Origin of the sequence: Comamonas sp. GCA5, from assembly GCF_036541385.1 — a bacterium.
GTDB lineage: Bacteria > Pseudomonadota > Gammaproteobacteria > Burkholderiales > Burkholderiaceae_C > Comamonas > Comamonas aquatica.
Genome location: NZ_JAZHFR010000001.1, coordinates 20,750 through 42,298, shown reverse-complemented (window position 1 = coordinate 42,298; position 21,549 = coordinate 20,750). Strand labels below are relative to the sequence as shown.

At 65.8% G+C, this 21,549-nt stretch carries 19 protein-coding genes and 2 pseudogenes; 6 read left to right on the top strand and 15 right to left on the bottom strand.

Annotated features, from left to right (window positions below):
- Positions 1–30: 30 nt before the first annotated feature.
- Positions 31–561, top strand: coding sequence for an ImmA/IrrE family metallo-endopeptidase (locus tag SJH88_RS00180; protein ID WP_162524708.1), 531 nt, complete (start codon positions 31–33; stop codon positions 559–561).
- Between the two features lie 58 nt (positions 562–619).
- Here the strand turns inward: SJH88_RS00180 and SJH88_RS00175 are convergent, their stop codons facing one another.
- From SJH88_RS00175 to SJH88_RS00130, 10 genes and pseudogenes are all read right to left on the bottom strand, one after another.
- Entirely contained in the window at positions 620–1,750 is a 1,131-nt protein-coding gene (locus SJH88_RS00175) for an acyl-CoA dehydrogenase family protein (protein ID WP_042414417.1), read from the bottom strand.
- 116 nt (positions 1,751–1,866) lie between these two features.
- The gene (locus SJH88_RS00170) at positions 1,867–2,529 is read right to left on the bottom strand and encodes an SDR family oxidoreductase (RefSeq protein WP_234687569.1); all 663 of its coding nucleotides are present in this window, start codon (positions 2,527–2,529) and stop codon (positions 1,867–1,869) included.
- Between the two features lie 46 nt (positions 2,530–2,575).
- Positions 2,576–3,202, bottom strand: a complete 627-nt coding sequence (locus SJH88_RS00165) for a pyridoxamine 5'-phosphate oxidase family protein (RefSeq protein ID WP_274753280.1) — start codon at positions 3,200–3,202, stop codon at positions 2,576–2,578.
- A complete protein-coding gene (locus SJH88_RS00160; protein WP_274753279.1) occupies positions 3,199–4,296 on the bottom strand; it encodes a hypothetical protein in 1,098 nt (365 codons plus the stop codon). The genes SJH88_RS00165 and SJH88_RS00160 overlap by 4 nt, the downstream gene beginning before the upstream one ends.
- A 125-nt stretch (positions 4,297–4,421) precedes the next feature.
- Positions 4,422–5,612, bottom strand: coding sequence for an acetyl-CoA C-acyltransferase (locus SJH88_RS00155; protein WP_274753278.1), 1,191 nt, complete (start codon positions 5,610–5,612; stop codon positions 4,422–4,424).
- Positions 5,613–5,651: 39 nt separating this feature from the next.
- Positions 5,652–7,459, bottom strand: a pseudogene (gene aceK, locus SJH88_RS00150) (bifunctional isocitrate dehydrogenase kinase/phosphatase).
- A 61-nt stretch (positions 7,460–7,520) separates the two neighbouring features.
- Positions 7,521–8,183, bottom strand: coding sequence for a carbonate dehydratase (can, locus tag SJH88_RS00145; protein ID WP_042414435.1), 663 nt, complete (start codon positions 8,181–8,183; stop codon positions 7,521–7,523).
- A gap of 53 nt (positions 8,184–8,236) precedes the next feature.
- Positions 8,237–9,418: an isovaleryl-CoA dehydrogenase gene (locus SJH88_RS00140; RefSeq protein ID WP_043385428.1), complete on the bottom strand. Its 1,182-nt coding sequence runs from the start codon at positions 9,416–9,418 to the stop codon at positions 8,237–8,239.
- A gap of 56 nt (positions 9,419–9,474) precedes the next feature.
- On the bottom strand, positions 9,475–9,918 hold the full coding sequence (locus SJH88_RS00135) for a PaaI family thioesterase (protein ID WP_274753277.1): 444 nt from the start codon (positions 9,916–9,918) through the stop codon (positions 9,475–9,477).
- Positions 9,919–9,969: 51 nt separating this feature from the next.
- The gene (locus SJH88_RS00130; protein WP_042414599.1) at positions 9,970–10,389 is read right to left on the bottom strand and encodes a MerR family transcriptional regulator; all 420 of its coding nucleotides are present in this window, start codon (positions 10,387–10,389) and stop codon (positions 9,970–9,972) included.
- Positions 10,390–10,512: 123 nt separating this feature from the next.
- On the opposite strand from SJH88_RS00130, the gene SJH88_RS00125 reads away from it, so the two are divergent.
- The 4 genes from SJH88_RS00125 to cyoE all read left to right on the top strand — a co-directional run bounded on the left by SJH88_RS00125 (position 10,513) and on the right by cyoE (position 14,120).
- Complete coding sequence (locus tag SJH88_RS00125) at positions 10,513–10,923, top strand: YchJ family protein (protein ID WP_274753276.1); 411 nt, start codon at positions 10,513–10,515, stop codon at positions 10,921–10,923.
- A gap of 54 nt (positions 10,924–10,977) precedes the next feature.
- The gene (locus SJH88_RS00120) at positions 10,978–11,670 is read left to right on the top strand and encodes an HAD family hydrolase (RefSeq protein ID WP_274753275.1); all 693 of its coding nucleotides are present in this window, start codon (positions 10,978–10,980) and stop codon (positions 11,668–11,670) included.
- A 375-nt stretch (positions 11,671–12,045) separates the two neighbouring features.
- Positions 12,046–13,221, top strand: a complete 1,176-nt coding sequence (locus SJH88_RS00115; protein WP_274753274.1) for a COX15/CtaA family protein — start codon at positions 12,046–12,048, stop codon at positions 13,219–13,221.
- Entirely contained in the window at positions 13,218–14,120 is a 903-nt protein-coding gene (gene cyoE / locus SJH88_RS00110; protein WP_154164229.1) for a heme o synthase, read from the top strand. Before SJH88_RS00115 ends, cyoE begins: the two co-directional genes overlap by 4 nt.
- A gap of 599 nt (positions 14,121–14,719) precedes the next feature.
- Here the strand turns inward: cyoE and SJH88_RS00105 are convergent.
- The 5 genes and pseudogenes from SJH88_RS00105 to cyoA form a co-directional block, all read right to left on the bottom strand.
- Complete coding sequence (locus SJH88_RS00105) at positions 14,720–15,496, bottom strand: SURF1 family protein (protein WP_270151153.1); 777 nt, start codon at positions 15,494–15,496, stop codon at positions 14,720–14,722.
- 2 nt (positions 15,497–15,498) lie between these two features.
- Positions 15,499–15,972, bottom strand: a complete 474-nt coding sequence (gene cyoD, locus SJH88_RS00100) for a cytochrome o ubiquinol oxidase subunit IV (RefSeq protein ID WP_270151150.1) — start codon at positions 15,970–15,972, stop codon at positions 15,499–15,501.
- Positions 15,973–16,587 (bottom strand): cytochrome o ubiquinol oxidase subunit III, encoded by a 615-nt coding sequence (cyoC, locus tag SJH88_RS00095; RefSeq protein WP_042414457.1) that lies wholly within the window; start codon positions 16,585–16,587, stop codon positions 15,973–15,975.
- Positions 16,580–18,516 (bottom strand): annotated as a pseudogene (cyoB, locus tag SJH88_RS00090) (cytochrome o ubiquinol oxidase subunit I). The gene cyoC and the pseudogene cyoB overlap by 8 nt, the downstream one beginning before the upstream one ends.
- Positions 18,517–18,643: 127 nt before the next feature.
- Positions 18,644–19,690 carry a ubiquinol oxidase subunit II gene (cyoA, locus tag SJH88_RS00085; RefSeq protein WP_042414464.1) on the bottom strand — a complete coding sequence of 349 codons (1,047 nt, stop codon included), beginning with the start codon at positions 19,688–19,690 and terminating at the stop codon, positions 18,644–18,646.
- 422 nt (positions 19,691–20,112) lie between these two features.
- Here cyoA and SJH88_RS00080 point away from each other — a divergent pair, with 422 nt between their 5' ends.
- The gene (locus SJH88_RS00080) at positions 20,113–21,453 is read left to right on the top strand and encodes an MFS transporter (protein ID WP_045267528.1); all 1,341 of its coding nucleotides are present in this window, start codon (positions 20,113–20,115) and stop codon (positions 21,451–21,453) included.
- The last annotated feature ends 96 nt before the right edge of the window (positions 21,454–21,549 follow it).

The window sequence follows — 21,549 nt, the reverse complement described above, 5'->3', positions numbered from 1 at the left end:
CCGCCGGCGCCGATAGCGATAATGCAGCCCATGGCACTCTTGGCTGAAGGCATCCTCAAGCTGCACTGGGACCAGACGGTCCCGGTCAACATTGCGCACATCGTCAAAAGCATGGGTGTGCGCCTGTCGCTGGAAGACAGCGTGCCCTGCAGTGCCCGCCTGTCCATCACCGCGGGCAACCAGGCCCAGCTGCAGCTGTCACGCCAGTTGCCCCACCTGCACCAGCGCTATGTGGTGGCACACGCCCTGGCGCACGTGGCCCTGCACCACCTGCGCCCCGGCATGCAGCGCGAGCTGCACCTGTCCGAGGATTTCCGGCTGGATTTCGGTGTGCCCCACAACCTGGAAGCCAACGACTTCGCCCTGCGCCTGCTGATGCCCGAGCCGGCGCTGCGCTACGCCGTCGAGCAGATGCAGGCGCGCAGCATGGCCGAGCTGGAACATGTGTTCGCCGTGCCGGCCCTGTTCATCAAGCAGCGCCTGAGCGACCTGGGGATGGAGCTGCCACGGGCCCAGCCGCGTGCGCGCCGCAGCACCCGCCCGCCGGTGCAAGACGTCTGAACGGCGGTGAGCACCCCTGGCCGTGCAGCGCCCAGGACGGAGCCCCACCCGACGCTCATCAGGCCAGCGCGCGCTGGATCAGGATCTTCTGCACATCGCTGGTGCCTTCGTAGATCTGGCACACGCGCACATCGCGGTAGATGCGCTCGACCGGAAAGTCGCTGACCACGCCGTAGCCGCCCAGGGTCTGGATGGCGGCGCTGCACACGCGCTCGGCCATCTCGCTGGCAAACAGCTTGGCCATGGCCGCCTCCTTCAGGCAGGGCAGGCCGGCATCGCGCAGGCTGGCCGCATGCCAGATCAGCTGGCGCGCGGCCTCAATCTGCGTGGCGCAGTCGGCCAGCCGGAATCCCACGGCCTGGTGGTTGAAGATGGGCTGGCCAAAGCTCTCGCGCTCCTTGGCGTACTGCAGCGCGCACTCGAAGGCGGCGCGCGCCATGCCCACGCTTTGGGCGGCGATGCCGATGCGCCCGCCTTCCAACGCGCTCAGCGCGATCTTGTAGCCCTCGCCTTCGGCGCCGATCAGGTTGGTGGCGGGGATGCGGCACTGGTCAAAATTGATCTGCGCCGTGTCGCTGCTGTGCTGGCCCAGCTTGTCCTCCAGCCGCGCCACCACATAGCCGGGGGTGTGGGTGGGCACCAGGAAGGCGCTCATGCCCTTCTTGCCCGCGGCCTTGTCGGTCACGGCGATCACGATGGCCACGTCACCGTTCTTGCCGCTGGTGATGAACTGCTTGACGCCCTGGATGACGTAATCGCCACCATCGCGGGTGGCCGTGGTGCGCAGCGCCGAGGCGTCCGAGCCGACATGCGGCTCCGTCAGGCAGAAGGCACCCAGCATGTCGCCCTGCGCCAGCGGCTTGAGCCATTGCTGCTTTTGCGCCTCGCTGCCATAGCGCATCAGGATGGCGTTGACCGGGCAGTTGGTCACGCTGATCACGGTGCTGGTGCCGCCATCGCCGGCGGCAATCTCTTCCAGCACCACGGCCAGGCTCACATAGTCCAGGCCGGCACCGCCGTACGACTCGGGCACGCAGATGCCGTAGCAGCCAAGCGCCGCCAGGCCGCGGTGCACGTCCTGGGGGAAATGGTGTTCCTTGTCCCAGCGCGCGGCGTGGGGGGTGATCTGCTCCTGCACAAAGCTGCGCAGGGCCTCGCGGATCATTTGCTGGTCTTCGGTCAGCAGCATGGAAGGTGTCTCCTTGGTTTTATATCAATAAGAGCTGCCAGCGCAGGTGCTTGCTTGGTTTCAATACAAAAAGTATTTGAAGTGCTTGTCTATCCTGCGCTGCCAGCTATGCTTTTTCAGCCCTTGCAGCGTTCGCCGTTGTAGCGCAGCAGGCCGCCCCGGTCCTCCAGGGTCAGCTGGTCGACCGTGTCCAGCATGCCCTGCACGCTGGTCTCGACCGTGATCGGTGCGGCGGCGCCGCCCATCTCGGTCTGCACCCAGCCCGGGTCCATGGCGATCACCGTGGCACCGGGCCACTGCGGCTGGGCGCTGGCCACCACCATGTTGACCGCCGCCTTGCTGACGCGGTACAGCCAGGCATCCGCGTCGGCCAGCGACAGGCGCGACATCTCGCTGCTGATGCAGACCATGGTGCCGCCGGCGGCCTCCACGCCGGGCATGACCTGGGGCAGCACCTGCATGGCGCCCAGCACATTGGTGTGCATGACGCGGTCAAACTGCTCCTGGGTGGGCGGGTGGGCCGCCGTGCCGGCATCCCACACCCCGGCCACATACCAGGCGCAGTCGATCTCCTGGCCGTCCAACTGCCAGGCCAGGCCGCTGACGCTGGCGGGATCGGCCACATCCACCACCAGCACCTCGGCGCCTTCGGCCCGCAGGGCCTCCCCATCCGCACGTTGGCGCACGGTGGCGATCACGCGGTCGCCGCGCGCCACACAGGCACGCACCAGACCGCGGCCAATGCCGCGCGAAGCCCCCATCACCAAAATCACTGCCATACCACTCCCTTTTGCTCAGTTCACGGCCGCACACGGCGGAACTGGTTCAATCCTGCGCGCGCTCCGCCGCAATCTGCTGCTGGTAGCGCTGCTCCATCGCCGCCTGGCTTTCCGGCGGGGTGTCCAGCCCGATCTGCGCGTGGATCATCTGGTTCATGCTGGGCAGGGCCGAGCGTTCCACCTGCGCCTCGGCCTGCCACAGGCGCGAGCGCATCAGCGCCTTGGCGCAGTGCAGATAGGCCTCGCGCACCTGCACCTCGATCACCAGCTTGGGGGTGAAGTGCGCGCCGGCAAAGTGCCCGGTCCAGGCCGGCTCATCGCGCAGCCGGGCCGTACCATTGATGCGCAGGGTTTCGTTCACCCCGGGCACCATGAACAGCAGGCCGATGCGCGGGTCGTGCAGCAGGTTGCTCAGGCTGTCCAGTCGGTTGTTGCCACCGGCATCGGGGATCCACAGGGTCTGGGCATCGTGCACGTGCACAAATCCCGGCGCGCCGCCGCGGGGCGACGCGTCCATCAGCGCCCCGGCACCGCCGCCGGTGGCCAGCACGCACAACGGCGACAGCGCGATGAAGCGCTGGCAATGCGCATCCAGCGCAGCCTGCTGCTTGCGCAGGGCCCGCTCGGCCGGCATGGGGTACAACTGGCGCAACTGGTCTTCGCCGGTGATCATGCGACCTCCTCGGCCGCGCGCCGGTCCTGGCGGTGGATGGCGCTGTACATGCCCAGGTACTCGCGCCAGGAGGGGTCGTACTCCAGCGCCAGCGCAGCGTCCAGACCCGGGGCATGCTCGGCCGCCAGCTGGCGGGCCAAAGCGGCGGCGACGTCTGGGTCGTCCACATAGAAGGCCGCCACGCGGGACTGCATGCCCTCCATGCGCGTGAAGACCTGGACGCCGCGCTGCTGGCCCAGCAGCTGCGCATCCAGCGCGTCCTGGGCCGCCCGCGCGCAGTCCAGGCTCTCCTGGCTGTCCACCGGGAACCGCAGCGTCAGCAAATAGGACAGGTCGGCGCGCGTGGCCAGCGCATGGGCGCTGTCGTGGAAGGTCAGCAGATCGGGGGCATCGTCCTCGTCGGCATCGCGGGACCGGACTTCCAGTGAGATCCAGCGGTCCTGCTCCTCCTGCGGAAAGTCGTAGGTGCGCCCCAGGACCTCGCGCTGGAAGGCATCGAACACGGCGGGGAACTGCGACAGCGGCACCGCATCGGCCTCGGCGTCCCCAAATTCCACCGGACCCACGCGCACGGCGAAATCCCATTCGCCCAGGGCATGGTCCAGCAGGATGAAGGCCATGTGCCGGGCCTGCTCCTGCAACTGCGGCGGCACGGCCTGGGCGAACGACAGCGCCAGCCCGATGATGCCGCCCGCGTCATAGTGGGCCACCAGCACATCGTCACAGGACAGCTCGAAATCCTGCAGGCGCATGGCGAAGTTGCTGCCGGCGGCGCGGCTGCGGAACGCCTGCACGGCATAGCCCGCCAGCGGCGGGGCCTGGCGCACCATGGCCTGGGCCACCTCAAAGTGTTCGATGTTGCCGTGGGCCGTGACCACCAGGCGGGCGCCGTCCTGGCCGGGCGTGCCTTCCAGCTCCAGCGACAGGCCGGGGGCATGGCGCTGCAGCAGCGCGTTGGCCGCCTCGACAAAGGCCCGCCCGTCCAGCGCGGCCAGGGCCGTCAACTGGCCGGAAAAATCATTCCAGAAGGCGGTCACCTGCGCGGCGCTCAAGGGTGCGGGGGGGTGGTCGTCTTCGGGCAGTTCTGCATGCATAGGGGAAATCCTGAAAAGGGCCGCGCCCCGCAAGGTGGGGGCGCGGCCGGTGGCACATGGACCGACTGTAAGCCAAGCCCTGCGGCCCTGTGCCCAGCAGCGCCGGGGGACGGCGCCGTGGTCGCTCAGACCAGTTCGATGGCCATGGCCGTACCTTCGCCACCGCCAATGCACAGCGTGGCCAGGCCGCGCTGCTTGCCATGGCGCTGCAGGGCGTGGATCAGCGTCACCAGGATGCGCGCGCCGCTGGCGCCAATGGGATGGCCCAGGGCACAGGCGCCGCCGTGCACGTTGACCTTGTCGTGGGGCACCTTCATTTCGGCCATCAGCGCCATGGGCACCACGGCAAAGGCTTCGTTGATTTCCCACAGGTCCACATCCTCAACCTTCCAGCCGGCCTTCTTCAGCGCCTTTTCGGTGGCGCCCACGGGTGCGGTGGTGAACCACTCGGGAGCCTGTGCAAAGGTCGCGTGCGAGACGATGCGCGCCAGCGGCTTGCAGTCCAGCTGCTTGGCCGTGGACTCGCGCATCAGCACCATGGCGGCGGCGCCATCGTTGATGCTGGAGCTGGAGGCGGCGGTGATGGTGCCGTCCTTCTTGAAAGCAGGCTTGAGGCTGCCGATCTTGTCCAGCTTGGCCTTGGCCGGGCCTTCGTCCACGCTGATGGTCACATCGCCCTTGCGGGTCTTGACGGTGACGGGGGTGATCTCGGCATCGAAGGCACCGCTCTGGGCGGCTTGCTGCGCGCGTTGCACGCTGGCAATCGCAAACGCGTCCTGCGCTTCGCGCGTGAACTGGTACTTGGCGGCACAGTCCTCGCCAAAGGTGCCCATGGAGCGGCCGGCTTCGTAGGCATCTTCCAGGCCGTCCAGCATCATGTGGTCATAGACCTTGTCGTGGCCCATGCGGTAGCCGGCACGGCCCTTCTTCAGCAGGTAGGGCGCGTTGGTCATGCTCTCCATGCCCCCGGCGATCATCACGTCACGGCTGCCGGCAATCAGTTGGTCGTGGGCCAGGATGGTGGCCTCCATGCCGGCGCCGCACATCTTGGACAGCGTCACGGCGCCGGTGCTTTGCGGCAGGCCGCCCTTGAAGCCGGCCTGGCGTGCCGGGGCCTGGCCCTGGCCGGCCATCAGGCAGTTGCCGAACAGCACTTCCTCGACCTGCTCGGGCTGGATGCCGGCGCGGGCCACGGCGGCCGCGATGGCCGCACCGCCCAGGTCGTGGGCGGCCAGATCGGAAAAATCGCCCTGGAACGCACCCATGGGGGTGCGCGCAGCGCTGACGATGACGACGGGGTCTTGGTGTTGTGGCATGGAAGTCTCCTTGTTGATATCAGTTTGCAAGCCAAAGGTTCACGAAGTCAGCGCCGGCGCATGCAGCTGGCGGCTGGGGTCGTACGGAAAAACGTCGTGCATGTGGCCCTGCTGGATGCGCGCCTGGTGCGCCTGCCAGAAGGCGGGCTCCAGCAGGTCGGCGTGGTGCTGCAGGAAGACCTCGCGCACGGCGGGATGGCCCAGCAGGAACGGGCCAAAGGTCTCGGGGAACACATCGTGCGGGCCGACCCGCCACCAGATCTCCCCGCTCATCTCTTCCTCTTCGGTGCGTGCCGGGGGGATGGCCCGGAAGTGGCAGTCCGTCAGGTATTCGATCTCGTCGTAGTCATAGAACACCACCTTGCCGCCGCGGGTGACGCCGAAGTTCTTCCACAGCATGTCGCCCGGAAAGATGTTGGCCGCCACCAGGTCCTTGATGGCATTGCCGTACTCGATCACGCAACGCTCCATGTTGGCGCGCGCACGGGGCTGCTCCAGCCCGGCATCGAAACACTCCTGCAAGTACAGGTTCAGCGGCACCAGCCGGCGCTCGATGTAGAGGTGGCGAATGATGACTTCCTGCTGCCCGTCGCCATCGCGGTCGCTGACCTCTATCTGCTCGGGCGCATGGGCCAGCAGTTCGGCCAGCAGGGCATCGCTGAAGCGCTCGCGCGGGAAGGCCACCAGGCTGTACTCCATGGTGTCGGCCATGCGGCCCACCCGGTCGTGCTGCTTGACCAGCTGGTACTTAGCCTTGACCTGGGCGCGCGTGGTCTCCTTGGGCGCCGGGAAGCGGTCGCGGATCAGCTTGAACACGTAGGGAAAACTGGGCAGGTCGAACACCAGCATCACCAGGCCCTTGATGCCCGGCGCGATGCGGAACTGGTCGCTGGAATGCTTGAGGTGGTGCAAGAATTCCCGGTAAAACAGGGTCTTGCCCTGTTTGGCTAAGCCCAGGGCGCTATAGATTTCGCCACGCGGCTTGCGCGGCATCAGGCCGTGCAGAAACTGCACGTAGGCGCTGGGCACGGCCATGTCGACCATGAAGTAGGCCCGCGCAAAGCTGAACAGCCCGTGCAAGTCATCCTCGCCGAACAAGGCCGCGTGCAGCACCAGTTGGCCCTGGGCGCCGTGCACGATGGGAATGGCCAGCGGCAGCTCGGTGTAGCCGGTGATGATCTTGCCCACCAGGTAGGCGCCCTTGTTGCGGTAGAACAGGCTGGACAGCACCTGGATCTGAAAATTGGCGCGCAGCGTCAGGCCCGCCAGGCGCTCGCGCATGCGAGCGGCCAGCACGGCGATGTCGCGGGCCAGGTCCTCGAACGGGGCTTGCAGCTGCAGCTGCTGCACCAGGGCCTGCAGTGCCTGCGGCAAGGCGTCCAGCGATCCGGGGTAATAGGCACGGTACGTGGGCGCATCGTCCGGGTCCCGGCTCTCCAGGTACTCGGTGCTGACGGCCGGCCGCACGAAGATGAAATCGTTGTGGAAGTGGGTGCGGTGCAGGATCTTGGTGGTGACGGAGTTGAAGAAGGTCTCCGCCAGCTCCGGCTGCAGGTGCTCCACCATCAGGCCGATGTAGTGCAGCTTGACCTGCTGCCACACCGGCATGGGCAGCTGGCCAGCATGGAACTCGGTCTCTAGCCGCTGCACGCACTCGGTCACGCGCAGGTCGTAGAACGCGATGCGCTCGCGCTGCGCGGTCTGCTGGCCGCTCCAGTCGGCTGTTCGAAACGGCGCTTGGCGCGGGCCGATTCGGCCCGGAACAGGCGGTAATGGCGGTCAAAGCCATCCATCATCGCCTGGGCGATGCCAAAGGCCTGGGGAGCGTCCAGCTGCTGGGGAAACATGGCTCAACGCACGCCAAGACGCCCTAGGCACAGGGCCCGGGGGCAGCCGCTTGCCTGCCGTTCAGTCACGCTGGCGCTCGGCCACCAGCTGCACGGCACGCTGGTGGATTTCATGCAGCCCACCGACGCCGGGGACGGTCATCTCCAGGTTGGTGATGTGGCCGTTCTTCAGGCTGTAGCACCAGCCGTGCAGCGACACGCTCTGGCCGCGGGCCCAGGCGTCCTGCATCACGGTGCTCTGCGCCACGTTCATCACCTGCTCGATGGCGTTCAGCTCGCAAAGCACGTCGTGGCGGTACTGCACGGGCGTGGCCTTGATCAGGTCATAGTGCTTGTCGCGCACGTCGCGCACATGGCGGGTCCAGTTGTCGGCCAGGCCCAGGCGGATGCCTTCCAGTGCCGCCAGCACGCCGCCGCAGCCATAGTGGCCCACGACCATCAGGTGCTCGACCTTGAGGTGGTCGACCGAGTACTGGATGGTGGACAGGCAGTTCAGGTCGCTGGGCACCACCACGTTGGCCACGTTGCGGTGCACGAAGACTTCACCCGGCTCCAGCCCGGTGATCTGGTTGGCAGGCACGCGGCTGTCCGAGCAACCGATCCACATGTACTTGGGTTTTTGCTGCGACATCAGCCCGGTGAAGAACCCGGGGCGGTCGCGCTCCATCTGGGCAGCCCATTCCTTGTTGTGCACAAACAGGTCATCGATGGAGGTAGTGGTCATGTGGCCTTCCTTTTCAGATTGCATGGAACATGCGCCGGACAGCGAGCGTGCCTTCAGCAGGTTTCCGCGAACAGTTCGCGGCCGATGAGCATGCGGCGAATCTCGCTGGTGCCGGCGCCAATTTCGTAGAGTTTCGCATCCCGCCACAGACGGCCCAGCGGGTACTCGTTGATATACCCATTGCCGCCATAGATTTGCACGCCTTCGCCGGCCATCCAGGTGGCCTTCTCGGCACACCACAGGATCACGCTGGCGCAGTCCTTGCGCACCTGGCGCACGTGGTCGGTACCCAGCATGTCCAGGTTCTTGGCCACGGTGTAGGCGAAGGAACGGCCCGCCTGCAGCACGGTGTACATGTCGGCCACCTTGCCCTGGATGAGCTGGAACTCGCCAATGCTCTGGCCGAACTGCTTGCGGTCGTGGATGTAGGGCACGACGTTGTCCATCACGCTCTGCATGATGCCCAGCGGGCCGCCGGTCAGCACGGCGCGCTCGTAATCCAGGCCGCTCATCAGCACCTTGGCACCGCCATTGACCTGGCCCAACACGTTCTCGGCGGGCACTTCCACGTTCTGGAACACCAACTCGCCGGTGTGGCTGCCGCGCATGCCCAGCTTGTCCAGCTTCTGCGCGATGGAGAAACCGGGCATGCCCTTCTCGATCAGGAACGCCGTCACGCCGCGCGCGCCCAGCTCGGGTTCGCTCTTGGCGTAGACCACCAGGGTGTCGGCGTCGGGGCCGTTGGTGATCCACATTTTGTTGCCGTTGAGCAGGTAGTAGCCGCCCTTGTCCTCGGCCTTGAGCTTCATGCTGATCACGTCGGAGCCAGCACCGGGCTCGCTCATGGCCAGCGCGCCCACGTGCTCGCCGCTGATCAGCTTGGGCAGGTACTTGGCCTTCTGCGCGGCGTTGCCGTTGCGGTTGATCTGGTTCACGCACAGGTTGCTGTGCGCGCCATACGACAGGCCCACCGAGGCGCTGGCGCGCGAGATTTCCTCCATGGCCACCATGTGCGCCAGATAGCCCATGTCGGCGCCGCCGTACTGCTCGGGCACGGTGATGCCCAGCACGCCCAGCTCGCCGAACTTGCGCCACAGGTCCATGGGGAACTGGTCGCTGCGATCGATCTCGGCGGCGCGCGGGGCGATCTCGGTCTGCGCGAACTCGCGCACCGCGTCGCGCAGCGCATCAATGTCTTCACCCAGCTGGAAGTTCAGTCCTGGCAGTTGGCTCATGGTGGTGTCTCCTTGTGTGTATCGGTGTCTGTGCCGGGGCTGGCGATCGGCGCCGCCTATTTGCCCGCAATCCCTTGGCGCCCCTGCACCGCCATCAGCGTGCAGTGCATGGTGGCGCAGAGTTTTTCCTGCCCGCCGTCGATCGCGAAGGCCCGGCCTTCGGCCAGGACGATGGTGCGTCCGGGCTTGAGCACCCGGCCTTCGCAGCGAAAGCACTGCCCCTTGGCGGGGGCCAGCAGGTTGATCTTGAATTCGATGGTCAGCACCCCGGCGTCTTCCGGCATCAGGCTGAAGCCGGCATAGCCGCAGGCGGAATCCAGCGCCGCCGACAGCATGCCGGCGTGGATAAAGCCGTGCTGCTGCGTCAGGCCCGGGGCCCAGTCAAAGCTGATGTCCACCGCGCCCGGCGCCAGGTGGGTGAGTTGCGCCCCCAGCGTGCTCATGGCGCCCTGCAGTGCAAAGCTGTCCCGCACACGCTGCAGGTTGTCGGTCTGGGCCATGTTGTCTCCTTGGCTGTGCGGAATTTTCCATTCCTTTTACGTTAACGTCAATTATGACGTCTTGGCCTTGGGCAGCTTGCGCAACAGCGACTTGGCCTCTTTTTCCTGGGCGCAGACTTCGTCCAGCGTGGCCTGCAGGTCTTCCATGCGCGCCTCCAGCTGGCGGCGGTGGTTGCCCAGCACCTCGAGAAAGCGCTCCAGCTGCACATGGGTGTCACGCGGGCTGTCGTACAGATCGATGATTTCCTTGGCCTCCACCAGCGACAGTCCCAGGCGCTTGCCGCGCAGGATCAGGCGCAGGCGCGTGCGGTCGCGCGGGCTGTAGACGCGGGTGCGCCCGCCCGAACCCTGGCGCGTGGGCTGCAGCAGCCCCATGTCTTCGTAGAAGCGAATGGCGCGGGTGGTCAGGTCAAATTCTTGCGCCAGATCGCTGATGGAATAGGCCACAGGGGCCTGGGTGGTCTTGCTCATGGCCTGCATTATTGACGTGCACGTCAACGTCAGACACAACCATGCCCTGCGCGCGCGGGGTTTTGGCCGAAAATCACGCACTTGCCGCCTGTGCGGCACCTGCCTGAACCCTCGCCGTTGCCCATGCCCCTGTCGCCCCACGCCGCCTGCCCCTGCGGACGCACCACCGCCCAAGGCCTGCCCGTGGCCTATGCCGATTGCTGCGCCCGCTTTGTGGAACACTTCGACACGGCCCCGGCCCCCGATGCCGAGCACCTGATGCGCTCGCGCTACAGCGCCTTCGTGACCGAAAACGCGCCCTACCTGCTGGCCACCTGGCACCCCAGCCAGCGCCCCGCGACGCTGGACTTCGAGGCTGGCGCCAAATGGCTGGGCCTGCAGGTCAAGGCCTTTCAGCCGACGGGCGCGGCCATGGCCGAGGTCGAGTTTGTGGCGCGCTTTCGCGTCGGCGGGCGGGCCGTGCGGCTGCATGAACGCAGCCGCTTCGTCTGCGAAGACGGCCGCTGGTTCTATGTGGACGGCGACCAGTTCTGATGCAAACCACAGCCTTTTACCCTTTGCACGCAGGTGCTGCCTGCGCTGACAGCCATGTCTTTTGAAGCCATCTTGTTCGACTGCGACGGCGTCCTGGTCGACAGCGAACTCATCACCAACCGCGTGCTGCACGCCATGCTCAACGAATCGGGCTGGACGCTGTCCGAGGACGACTGCATGCGCATCTTCATCGGCAAGACGGTGCGCAGCGAGACCGCCCGCATCGAGGCCGAAACCGGCAAGCCCCTGACCGACGCCTGGATGGCCGCGTTCTATGAACGCCGCAACCAGCGCCTGCGCGCCGAACTGGTGGCCATCGACGGCGCCGTGGACGCCGTGCGCGGCGTGCACGCCCAGCTGCAGGGCCGCATCGCCGTGGCCAGCGGCGCGGACAAGCCCAAGGTGCTGATGCAGCTCGACAAGGTGGGCCTGCTGCCCTACTTCGGCGGCCACGTCTTCAGCGGCCACGACCTGCCGCGCACCAAGCCCTGGCCCGATGTCTACCTGGCCGCTGCGGCCGCCGTGGGCGTGCCCCCCGAGCGCTGCCTGGTGATCGAGGATTCCGTACCCGGCCTGACGGCGGGCGTGCGCGCCGGCGCCACGGTCTGGGGCTACTGTCCGCGGGTCAACGCCCACACCACGCCCGAGGCGTTGCGGGCCGCCGGTGCCGTGCGGGTGTTCGACCACATGGCAGACCTGCCCGCCTTGCTGGCCCAGGCCCTGGCGGCCGCACAGGCACCGCAATAACAGGAGCAGGCTGCGCAGGCCGAATCGGTCTTTCGCAGTCATTGACCATCGAAACGACGATACAGCGCGCGCCATGCGCTCACTTTTTCGCGCTATGCCCTCATGCCACAGGGGCGGCTTTGCGGGTTTGCCCTGCAGAGCACAGGGCTGAAATATAGAATCTGCGCCAGATCAAGGTTTTGCCGGATTGGCGTACCCCCGGGGGCATGCAAATCTGTGCCCCATGCTGGCAGACCGATCGCCCCCGGCCCCGCCCTGGCGACACGGCCTGGGCCCCTGGCCCCACGGCGATGCGCCGTCTGCCCGCCCTGTGGATGCGGGTCTGTGCCAATCTTCGTCGGACATGTTTCAGCCAATGCTTGTTGAGGAGTGCTGATGGGCGAACAGCCTCTTTACGATTTAGCGCCGCTGCTTGAACTGATGGCCCTGGGTGCCGTCATCGCCCTGGCCCCGCTGCTGTGGGTCTGGCACCGCAACCGCGGCGCCGGCCCTGCCCGCCGCCTGCAGGCCCTGGGCCTGCTGACCCTGTTCCTGACCTTCGACCTGGTGCTGTTCGGCGCCTTCACGCGCCTGACCGATTCCGGCCTGGGCTGCCCCGACTGGCCGGGCTGCTACGGCAACACCAGCCCCCTGGGCGCGCACGCCGAGATCACCGCCGCCCAGACCGCCATGCCCACCGGGCCGGTGACCTTCAGCAAGGCCTGGATCGAGATGATCCACCGCTACCTGGCCACCACCGTGGGCGTGCTCATCATCGCCCTGGTGCTGCTGGCCTGGCGCGAGCACCGCAAGACCCCGCTGCACGGCCCGCGCCACCCCTGGTGGGCCACGGCCACGCTGGTGTGGGTGCTGATCCAGGGCGCCTTCGGTGCGCTGACGGTGACCATGAAGCTGTTCCCGGCCATCGTCACCCTGCACCTGCTGGGCGGCCTGCTGCTGCTGGTGCTGCTGTGCGTGCAGGCCGTGGGCCACCAGCAGGCCGTGCTGCGCCAGCTCCCCGCCCCCATTCCCGGCACGCTGCGCGCGGCGCTGTGGGCCTGTCTGGCGCTGCTGTTCGCCCAGGTGGCGCTGGGCGGCTGGGTCAGCACCAACTACGCCGTGCTGGCCTGCTCCACCTTTCCGGACTGCAACGGCCAGTGGTGGCCAGCAATGGACTTTGCCCAGGCGTTCGAGATCTGGCGCCCGCTGGGCCTGCTGTCCGACGGCAGCCACATCAGTTTCGCGGCGCTCACCGCCATCCACTACGTCCACCGCCTGGCAGCCTATGGGGTGATCGCGGCCGTGGTCGCCGTGGGCCTGGCGATGCGCAGGCAGCCGGCCCTGGCCGGCCAGGGCCGCTGGCTGCTGGGCCTGATCGGCCTGCAATTTCTGACGGGCCTGTCCAACGTGGTGCTGGACTGGCCCCTGGTGGCCGCCGTGCTGCACACCGGCGGCGCGGCCGCCCTGGTCACGGTGATGACCTGGGCCCTGGCCGCCACCCGCACCCACAGCGCAGCCGCGCTGCAAGACGATACACAGGCGCCCCACGGCGCACGGAGAGTTGTGGCATGACTGCACAAACTTTGAGTGACACCCAAGGCTCGCGCTGGAGCCAGTTTTACGCGCTGACCAAGCCCCGCGTGGTGCAGCTGATCGTGTTCTGCGCCCTGATCGGCATGGTCCTGGCCATCCCCGGCGTGCCGACCTTCCAGCAGCTGGGCGACATGGCTGTGGCCTGCCTGGGCATCTGGCTGGTGTCGGCGGCGGCGGCGGCCTTCAACTGCCTGGTCGAGCGCCACATCGATGCGCGCATGAAGCGCACCAGCTGGCGCCCCACGGCCAAGGGCGAGCTGACGCCCCAGCAGGCCCTGGCCTTCTCGGCCATCCTGTGCACGGCCGGCGCGGCCATCCTGCTGGCCTTCACCAACACCCTGACCATGTGGCTGACCCTGGCCACCTTCATCGGCTATGCCGTGATCTACACCGTGGTGCTCAAGCCCGCCACGCCGCAGAACATCGTCATCGGCGGCGCCTCGGGCGCCATGCCCCCCGTGCTGGGCTGGGCAGCCATGACCGGCCAGGTCAGCCCCGAGGCGCTGATCCTGTTCCTCATCATCTTCCTGTGGACGCCCCCGCACTTCTGGGCCCTGGCGCTGTACCGCGTGGACGACTACCGCAAGTCCGGCCTGCCCATGCTGCCCGTGACGCACGGCGCCAAGTACACCCAGCTGCAGATCCTGCTGTACACCCTGGTGCTGTTTGCCGGCTGCCTGCTGCCGGTGATCTTCGGCATGAGCGGCTGGCTGTACTTCACCGTGGCCTCGGCACTGTGCCTGGGCTTCAGCTGGTATGCGCTGCGCCTGTGGATGCACTATTCGGACGCCCTGGCGCGCAAGACCTTCCGCTTCTCGCTGATCCACCTGAGCGGCGTGTTTGCCGCCCTGCTGATCGACCACTACCTGGTGACCTGAGCGCCATCCACCGCACGCCTGCGCCTGTCCAGCCCGCGCAGGCAGCACTCACCACCCCGCATCCCCCAAGGCCGCCATCGCGGCCTTGTTTTTTGGGCGAGTGCCTCCGACCCGCGTCGCGCACACCTCCAGGCACAGTGCTCACTCGACCGAGCAAGGCCGCCTATATGTCGAACAAAAAGGCCTGCAGTGCGCGTCCAGCCTGCACAGACTGCTATGCAAAACAAAGACCGCAGCGCGGCCTGGGAGTGGGGGGGGAACCGGCCTCCGGTCGGAAGGATTCGGGTCGGTACCGGCCGCCCCGCTCAGGACGGCCGTCTGCGCCGCTCGCAGCACACCACCCGCCCAGATCTCCCAAGGCCGCCATCGCGGCCTTGTGGGTGGAGGCAGCGACCTGGCACCCGCGCCGTGCCCCACCTCCGGACCAGGCACTCCATCGATGGCGTCACACCGCCCACATTTCAGCCAAAAAGGTCTGCAGCGCGCGTCCAACCTGCGCAGGCTGCTATGTAAAAAGCAAAGGCCGCATGCGCGGCCTTGGAGGAAATAGGGAGCCGTGCTCCCGTCGGAAGGATCCGGGTCGTTCCAGGCCGTCCCGCTCAGGCCTGCCGTTTGCGCCGCTCGTGGCGCACCACCAGCCAGGCCGCACCGACCACCATCAGGGCCAGGCCGTACCAGGTCAGCGCATAGACCGCATGGGTGTTGGTGAACTGGATCACCGTCAGCCCCGGCCGTGGCCAGGTGGCCGCCACGGCGGCGCCAGGCAGGCCCTGGTCGACAAAGAACGGCGCCACCTGCTGCAGCCCCTTGGCCTGGGCGATCGCCTGCACATCGCGCGAATGCCAGCGGTCTTCCGCAGGCACGTTGTCCCGCATGAAGCCGCCCTTGGGCTCGGAAAAACGCAGCAGGCCTTCCACCGTCACGGTCGCGCCTGCAGCCTCCTGCGGTGCGGCGGCGATGCGGTCGGCAAAGTCCTTGCGCTGCTCCGCAGGCACAAAGCCGCGGTTCACCAGCAGCTGGCTGCCATCGGCCTGCTGCAGCGGCGTCAGCAGCCAGAAGCCAGCGCCCAGCTCGGTCACGGCCTGGGTCAGCACGCTGCGCCCCTCCATCCACTGGCCCTGGGCCTGCACGGGCAGGTATTCATGCGTGGGCGGCTGCACCTGCGGCCAGGCCGCCGCAGCCGGCACCGGCACGGGGGCGCTGTGCACGCGGGTGTTGACCCGCTCGATCAGGTCCAGCTTCCAGGCGCGGCGCTGCACCTGCCAGGTGCCCAGGCTGAGGAAGGAAATAAAAAGGGCGATGCCCGCTAGCGCGAGCACCGCCTTCACGAAGGTGGAGCGAGAGCGCCGGGGCGCCCTCGTGGTGTCAACCGTCATGTTCAGTTGCTGCTGTGGCCACTGTGTGCGGCAGCAGGTTCTGCCGCGGGTTGCACCGCCGCCTCGGCCGCAGGGGCCGGCGCCGTGACCGCGGGCTGGTCCACCGGAGGCAGGTCGGTGTGGCTGGGCATCATGTTGGTGTTCATGTGGAACATGACCCACAAGGTACCCGCCAGGGTGATGGCCACGAAGACCACCGAGAAGATGGTGGACAACATGGTCCAGCCGCCCTGGATCTTGCCGTTCATGTGCAGGAAGAAGTACATGTGGACCACCACCTGCACGGCGGCAAACAGGCCCAGCACCATCGCGGCGGTGGCACGGTTGTCGATCACCTTGGCCATGACCAGCCAGAAGGGGATCACGGTCAGGATGACCGCCAGGATAAAGCCGGTGACGTAACCGCCGGTGGTGACGTGAATCTCTTCCTCACCGTGGTGGTCGTCGTGACCAGCATGCAGATCATGCGCGCTCATTTACAGCACCCCCATCAAATACACAAAGGTGAACACACCGATCCAGACCACGTCCAAGAAGTGCCAGAACATCGACAGGCACATCAGGCGGCGGTTGTTTTCACGGGTCAGGCCATGCTTGCCCAGCTGGATCATCAGCACGATCAGCCAGATCAGACCGAAGGTCACGTGCAGACCGTGGGTGCCCACCAGGGTGAAGAAGGCCGAGCCGAAGGCGCTGGACTGGGGTGTCAGGCCTTCGTGCATCAGGTGCGCGAACTCATACAGTTCCACCGCCAGGAAGGCCAGACCGAACAGGCCGGTGATGGCCAGCCAGGTCAGGGTGCCCTTCAGGTTGCCCTTTTGCTTCTGGATCAGCGCAAAGCCGAAGGTGATCGACGAGATCAGCAGGAAGGCCGTGTTCAGGGCCACCAGCTTCAGGTCGAACAGCTCGGCGCCCGTGGGGCCGCCGGCGTAGCTGCGGCCCAGCACGCCGAAGGTGGCGAACAGGGCTGCGAAGATGAGGCAGTCGCTCATCAGGTACAGCCAGAAGCCCAGCGAAGTGCCGTTCTCAGGATGGGGCTCGTGCGCGGGGTGGTACTCGCGCTGACCCGCTTGGATGGAAATATTAGACATGGCGTGCGAGCTGTTCAGTACGTGCGTCTTCCGTCGCCTGCACTTCAGCTGCAGGGATGTAGTAGTCGCGGTTGTAGTTGAAGGTGTGGATGATCGAAGCCAGGATCATGCCGGCGAAGGACACCACGGCCAGCCACCAGATGTGCCAGATCAGCGCAAAGCCCAGCACCATGGCGATCATGGAGATCACGAAGCCGGCGCCCGTGTTCTTGGGCATGTGCAGGTCTTCGAAGCCGTTCAGCGGACGCTGGTAGCCATGCTTCTTCATGTCCCACCAGGCGTCGATGTCGTACACCACGGGGGTCTTGGCGAAGTTGTACGCGGGAGGTGGCGAGGAAGTCGCCCACTCCAGGGTACGGCCGCCCCAGGGGTCGCCCGTCACGTCACGCAGCTTGTCGCGCTGGAAGTAGGACACCACCAGTTGCAGCAGGAAGGCACCGATACCGCAGGCGATGATGGCCACGCCGACGGCAGCGATCACGAACCAGATCTGCAGCGATTGGTCGTCGAAATGGCTCACACGGCGGGTCACGCCCATCAGGCCCAGGATGTACAGCGGTGTGAAGGCGACCCAGAAGCCGACCAGCCAGCACCAGAAGGACACCTTGCCCCAGAACTCGTTGAGGCGGTAGCCGAAGGCCTTGGGGAACCAGTAGTTGATACCGGCCAGCAGACCGAACACCACGCCACCAATGATCACGTTGTGGAAGTGGGCGATCAGGAACAGCGAGTTGTGCAGCACGAAGTCGGCAGGAGGCACGGCCAGCAGCACGCCGGTCATACCGCCGATGGCGAAGGTGCACATGAAGCCCACCGTCCACATCATGGGCGGCTTGAAGGCAATGCGGCCCTTGTACATGGTGAACAGCCAGTTGAAGATCTTCGCGCCCGTGGGGATCGAGATGATCATCGTGGTGATACCGAAGAAGGTATTCACCGCTGCGCCGGATCCCATGGTGAAGAAGTGGTGCAGCCACACCAGCCAGGACAGCACGGTGATACACACGGTCGCGTACACCATGGAGGTGTAGCCGAACAGGCGCTTCTTGGAGTAGGTCGCCACGATTTCGGAGAAGATGCCGAAGACGGGCAGCACCAGGATGTAGACCTCAGGGTGGCCCCAGATCCAGATCAGGTTCACGTACAGCATGGGGTTGCCGCCCAGCTCGTTCGTGAAGAACTGCGTGCCGAAATAGCGGTCCATGGACATCAGCACCAGGGCTGCAGTCAGGATCGGGAACGAGGCAACGATCAGCGCGTTGGTGCACAGCGAGGTCCACACGAACACGGGCATCTTCATCAGGTTCATGCCAGGGGCACGCATCTTGATGATGGTCACGATCAGGTTGATACCCGACAGCGTGGTGCCCACACCCGACAGCTGCAGCGCCCAGATGTAGTAGTCCAGACCCACACCCGGGTTCTGGTTGCCCAGATTGGACAGCGCCAGCCAGCCGGAGGTCGAGAACTCACCCAGGAACAGCGACACCATCACCAGCACGGCGCCGTGGTGGTCATCCAGAACGAGAAGTTGTTCAGGAAGGGGAACGACACGTCGCGCGCGCCGATCTGCAGCGGGATCAGGTAGTTCATGAAACCCGTGACCAAGGGCATGGCCACGAAGAAGATCATGATCACGCCGTGCGCGGTGAAGATCTGGTCGTAGTGGTGCGGAGGCAGGTAGCCCAGGTTGTCACCAAAGGCCATGGCCTGCTGGATACGCATCATCACCGCGTCGGCAAAGCCGCGCAGCAGCATGACGATACCCAGGATGATGTACATGATGCCGATCTTCTTGTGGTCGATCGAGCAGACCCAGTCGCGCCACAGGGGACCCCACAGCTTGAACTTGGTCAGTGCGGCCATCATCACGAGGCCGCCGAGCACCACGGCAATAAAGGTCCACAGCACGATGGGCTCATGCGCCATCGGTATGGAGTCCCAGCTGATCCGCCCAATCAGCGGATCGTGGGGCAGCGTTGTTTGTCCAGACATAGTTGTGTCTCTTTCAGTGGCTGCCTGACGCGCCGGAACGCATCAAGGCCGCCGTCCTTGCTTATTGCTGTGCCACAGCACCCTGGGAATCGCGCTGGTCCAGGAGGGCCACCACGCGGTCTGCGTTCTCCACCGAGCACACATCGTCAGGCAGGTTCAGGCCCACCTTCTTCATGTAGGCCGCGCCGCCAGCAGCGTCGATGGCCATCATGTGGTGCATGCACATCTTTCCCTCTTCCACGCACATGTTCAGCACGCGGTTGTAGAGCCCGTCCTGCACGGACGAGAAGCGGGTCACAGGGTGACGCTCGCTGGGCTTGACCAGATCCAGGTAGGAGGCACGATCGAGCACTTTGCCTTCGGTCTTGGCCTGTTGCACCCAGGCGTCGAAGCCTTCGTTGCTCAGGCCGTGGAACTTGAAGGTCATGCCCGAGAAGCCCGCACCGCTGTAGTGCGAGTTCAGCCCCTTGTAGGTGCCTTCCTTGTTGATCACGGCGTTCAGCTGGGTCTCCATGCCAGGCATGGCATAGATCATGCCGGCCAGATCAGGCACGTAGAACGCGGCCATGGTCGAGGTGGCGGTCAGCTTGAAGCGGATGGGACGGTCCACCGGTGCGGCAAATTCGTTCACCGTGGCAATGCCTTGCTCGGGGTACAGGAACAGCCACTTCCAGTCCATGGACACCACCTGCACTTCCAGCGGCTGGACGTTGGGGTCCAGGGGCTTGGTTTCCGAGATGCGGTCCAGGGGACGGTAAGGGTCCAGCTTGTGGGTGCTGATCCAGGTCAAAGCGCCCAAAGCAATAATGATGATTAATGGAACACTCCAGATGACCAGCTCCAGAGCGGTCGAGTGGTGCCATTCCGGGTCGTACTCGGCCTCGGTGTTCGACTGGCGGTACTTCCAGGCAAACAACAGGGTCAGCAGGATCACGGGAACGATGATGATCAGCATCAACAAGGTGGCAGTCACCACCAAGTCGCCTTGCTGAGCAGCAATGTCCCCTGCGGGATTGAGCACGACGGCCTTGCTGCAGCCCGTGAGGGTCGCTAGCAGAGCCGCGGCAGCGAGCCAGGCTGGCCCGCGGTTTTCCGTGGATGTAGGCATGCTGTGAACGCGAAAAAACGCGCGTTGTTAGGTGTAAACGCGGATAACAAAACCTGCCGAATTTACTCCGCCTGCCCATCTTCCTGCGCCCCCTTGGTGCTCAACGCAGTGCCGTGTGTTGTCTTTATGTAGGAACTTGACACCAGCCCGTGTCAATTGATTTCCATCAAAGCGTCTCTAAATCCTTGTTTTTTCAGGAAATCCTGAAATAAATAAAACCCATTGATAAATGTCAAGGGCATCCCCATATTGGGGCAACCCAGCCACAGAACACGCCCCCTTTGGCGCCATGGTTTTTGCCACTTCCATGTCGCTTCAGCCTCCCGACAAACCCTTCTCCTACACGGTGGGCAGGCAAATCTCGCTTGTTGACGCACATCAAGCGGCGTACAAGAGGTGCATCGTCTCGAGGAGTTGCACCTATGACCAGCTTTGCACACCCTGGCTCCCCTTCTGGAACAGCACCCGTCGATCCCGGCCTGGCCCATGCCCACGGCCACCAAGACGTGACCCCCGGCGAGATTGCCGCCGGCGTCATCATCGGCCGGGCCTCCGAATACTTTGACTTCTTCGTGTTCGGCATCGCCTGCGTGCTGGTGTTCCCCTATGTGTACTTCCCCTTCCTGACCACGCTCAACGGCATGCTGGCGGCCTTTGCAGTGTTCGCACTGGCCTTCTTCGCCCGCCCGGTCGGTACGGCCGTGGGCATGGCCGTGCAGCGCCGCTGGGGCATGGCCGTCAAGCTGACGATTGCCCTGTTCCTGCTAGGCAGCGCCACCGTGGGCATCGCCCTGCTGCCGGGCTATGAAAGCATCGGCGTGGCGGCCATCTGGTGGCTGGTGGGCCTGCGCGTGGCGCAGGGTCTGGCCGTGGGTGGCTCCTGGGAAGGGCTGCCGTCCTTGCTGGCGATGAATGCGCCCAAGGCCAAGCGGGGCTGGTACGCCATGATCGGCCAACTGGGGGCGCCGATCGGTTTCGTGGCGGCCGCCTCGGTGTTCGCCTACATCTACACCCAACTCTCGCACGAGGAGCTTCTGGCCTGGGGCTGGCGCTATCCTTTCTGCGTGGCTTTTGCCATCAACGTGGTGGCCCTGTTTGCCCGCCTGCGCCTGGTCGCCGACGAGAGCTACACCACCATGTTCCAGACCCTGGAGCTCACGCCCACGCCCACGCTCGAGCTGGCGCGCAGCGGTGAGGGCCGCAACGTGTTCCTGGGCGCGCTGGCCGCGCTGGCCAGCTTTGCCCTGTTCCACCTGGTCACCGTGTTCCCGCTGTCCTGGATGACCTTGTACGGCGAAGCCTCGCCCCCGCAGATCCTATGGACCCAGGTGGCGGGTGCGCTGGTGGCCTGCGCGGCCATCGTGCTGTCGGGCTGGATGGCGGACCGCTTTGGCCGCCGCAACACCCTGGGCGCCATGGCGGTGCTGATCGGACTGTTCAGCTTTGCCACCCCCATGCTGCTCAATGGCGGCACCGCCGGCCAGAACCTGTTCATCCTGATTGGCTTTGCGCTGCTGGGACTGTCGTACGGCCAATCCTCGGGCACGGTCACGGCCAACTTCTCGCGCAAGTTCCGCTTTGTGGGAGCGGCCTACTCGGCCGACCTCGCCTGGCTGCTGGGCGCGGCCCTGGCGCCCCTGGTGGCCCTGTACCTGTCCTCGCACTTCGGTCCGGTGGCGGTCGGTGGCTACCTGCTGTCGGGGGCCGTCTGCACCCTGGCCGCGCTGGGCATCAACCGGGCGCTGGAGACCTCGCGCAAATAAGGCCTCCACGCCGCACCACCCCAGGCCTGCTGTCACCAGCAGGCCTTTTTGCTGCCCGTTTACCAGCACGGACCGCATGCGCTTTGACCAGACCGG